Source organism: Streptomyces lycii, assembly GCF_009735685.1.
Taxonomy (GTDB): Bacteria; Actinomycetota; Actinomycetes; order Streptomycetales; family Streptomycetaceae; genus Streptomyces; species Streptomyces lycii.
The window spans coordinates 1-1,956 of record NZ_WHPN01000415.1 but is presented as its reverse complement, the minus strand read 5'-3'; the positions used below and the strand labels follow the sequence as shown (position 1 = coordinate 1,956).

General features: G+C 66.5%; 2 protein-coding genes. Both read right to left on the bottom strand.

Annotation, left to right across the window (positions count from 1 at the left end; genetic code table 11):
* The coding region (locus tag GCU69_RS29385) for an endo-1,4-beta-xylanase (protein WP_235978780.1) at positions 1-671 on the bottom strand (671 nt) is incomplete at its 3' end.
* A 587-nt stretch (positions 672-1,258) separates the two neighbouring features.
* Positions 1,259-1,956 (bottom strand): endo-1,4-beta-xylanase (locus GCU69_RS29380; protein ID WP_170315968.1); only part of this gene is annotated, 698 nt, incomplete at its 5' end.

The window sequence follows — 1,956 nt, the reverse complement described above, 5'->3', positions numbered from 1 at the left end:
CAGTCGATCGGCACGCCCCGCGCCTTGAAGTCCTTGACCATGTTGTACACGGCCTGGGTCTTGGCGTGGCTCCAGTCGTCGGTGTTGTAGTCGTTGTAGCAGAGCTTGGCGTCCGGGTCCGCCGCGCGGGCCGTCACGAAGGCTTCCTCGATCCAGCTGTCGCCGATCTTGTCCTGGAACGGCGAGCTGCGCCGGGCGCCGCTGCTGCCGTCCTGGAACGCCTCGTTCACCACGTCCCACGAGTGGATCTGGCCCTTGTAGTGGCCCATCACCTCATTGATGTGGTTGTTCATCGCGTCGCGGACCTGCTGGCCGCTGCCCAGCTGCCCGACCCAGCCCGGGAGCTGCGAGTGCCACACGAGCGTGTGACCGCGGACGTCCATCCCCTGGCCCTGCGCGTGCTGCACGATCCGGTCCGCGTTGCCGAAGTTGAAGTTGTTCTGGGAGCCCTCCAGAGCGTCCCACTTCATCTCGTTCTCCGGCGTGACACTGGTGAACTCGCGGTTCAGCGTGGTCGCGTACTGCGACTCACCGAGGCGGTTCGCCGCTACGGCGGCACCGAAGTACCGGCCCTTCTCCGCCGCCGCCGCACCCAGGGTGCTCGCGGCCTCCGCCGTGCCGGCCGAGACGGTGACGAGACCGATCGAGGCGACGACGCCGGCCATGCCCATCGCGAGAGCTTTCCGGGTGCGGGATCTGGGGCGGCCGGGGCCTCGCCCGGCCGATGACTCGTTGATCATTGCTACCTCTTCTTCCGGGGCCCGGACTGCGGTCGAGGAATCGTCCGGGCACGGCTGGGGGTGGGGGTGGGGCGCGGTGCAATGAGGGTGCCGAACGGCCCGTGAGCACTTGGCCCGGCGTACCGCGCGGCATCGATCGTTGGGGAGTATGCGCCCGCATGTGAGCCCACGTCAACGGCATGTTTCCGGAAAGTTTTCGGTGTGAAAACCCGGCCCTACTCGACCGTAAACCACCTTGACCTGCGGTGATGTGCCTCCATCAAGGCGCCTGCACCTGCCCCGAGTTGGGCAAACCCATGAAACTTTCGCAAGTTTTCCGGGAGTTGGCGGGATACGGCGCGACGGACGAGCCGACCGCCTGCGCCCTGATTCCTCTCTTGACTTTCTGACCAGCACGTATTCGATCAAGCTGAACGAGGAGCACCGGCCGGAACCCCGGAAGTTCTCGGTGAAACGCGTGCCGCGCGACGACCTCGAAAGGTCGCCGCGCGGCGAAGGTGCGGGGTGGAACGGACCGGTCAGGAGTTGAGTGCCTGGAGCACCGCGTCGTAGGCCGGCTTCTTGTTGTAGTTGCGGTCGAACAGCAGCGGGTTCTGCTCGGCCCGCCAGGAGTAGTGGTCCGGGATGCCCCAGACGGTGATCCCGGTGCACTTGCTGACGGCCAGGCACGCCTCGACGACCTGCCGGTAGCTGTCGGCGGGGGCGTTCTGGATGTCCAGCTCGGTGATCTGCACCTCGACGCCGAGATCGGCGAAGTTCTGCAGCGTCTCCTGGTAGTTCGCGGGGACCGGCGACTGCTGGTTGAAGTGCGACTGCAGGCCGACACAGTCGATCGGCACGCCCCGCGCCTTGAAGTCCTTGACCATGTTGTACACGGCCTGGGTCTTGGCGTGGCTCCAGTCGTCGGTGTTGTAGTCGTTGTAGCAGAGCTTGGCGTCCGGGTCCGCCGCGCGGGCCGTCACGAAGGCTTCCTCGATCCAGCTGTCGCCGATCTTGTCCTGGAACGGCGAGCTGCGCCGGGCGCCGCTGCTGCCGTCCTGGAACGCCTCGTTCACCACGTCCCACGAGTGGATCTGGCCCTTGTAGTGGCCCATCACCTCATTGATGTGGTTGTTCATCGCGTCGCGGACCTGCTGGCCGCTGCCCAGCTGCCCGACCCAGCCCGGGAGCTGCGAGTGCCACACGAGCGTGTGACCGCGGACGTCCATCCCCTGGC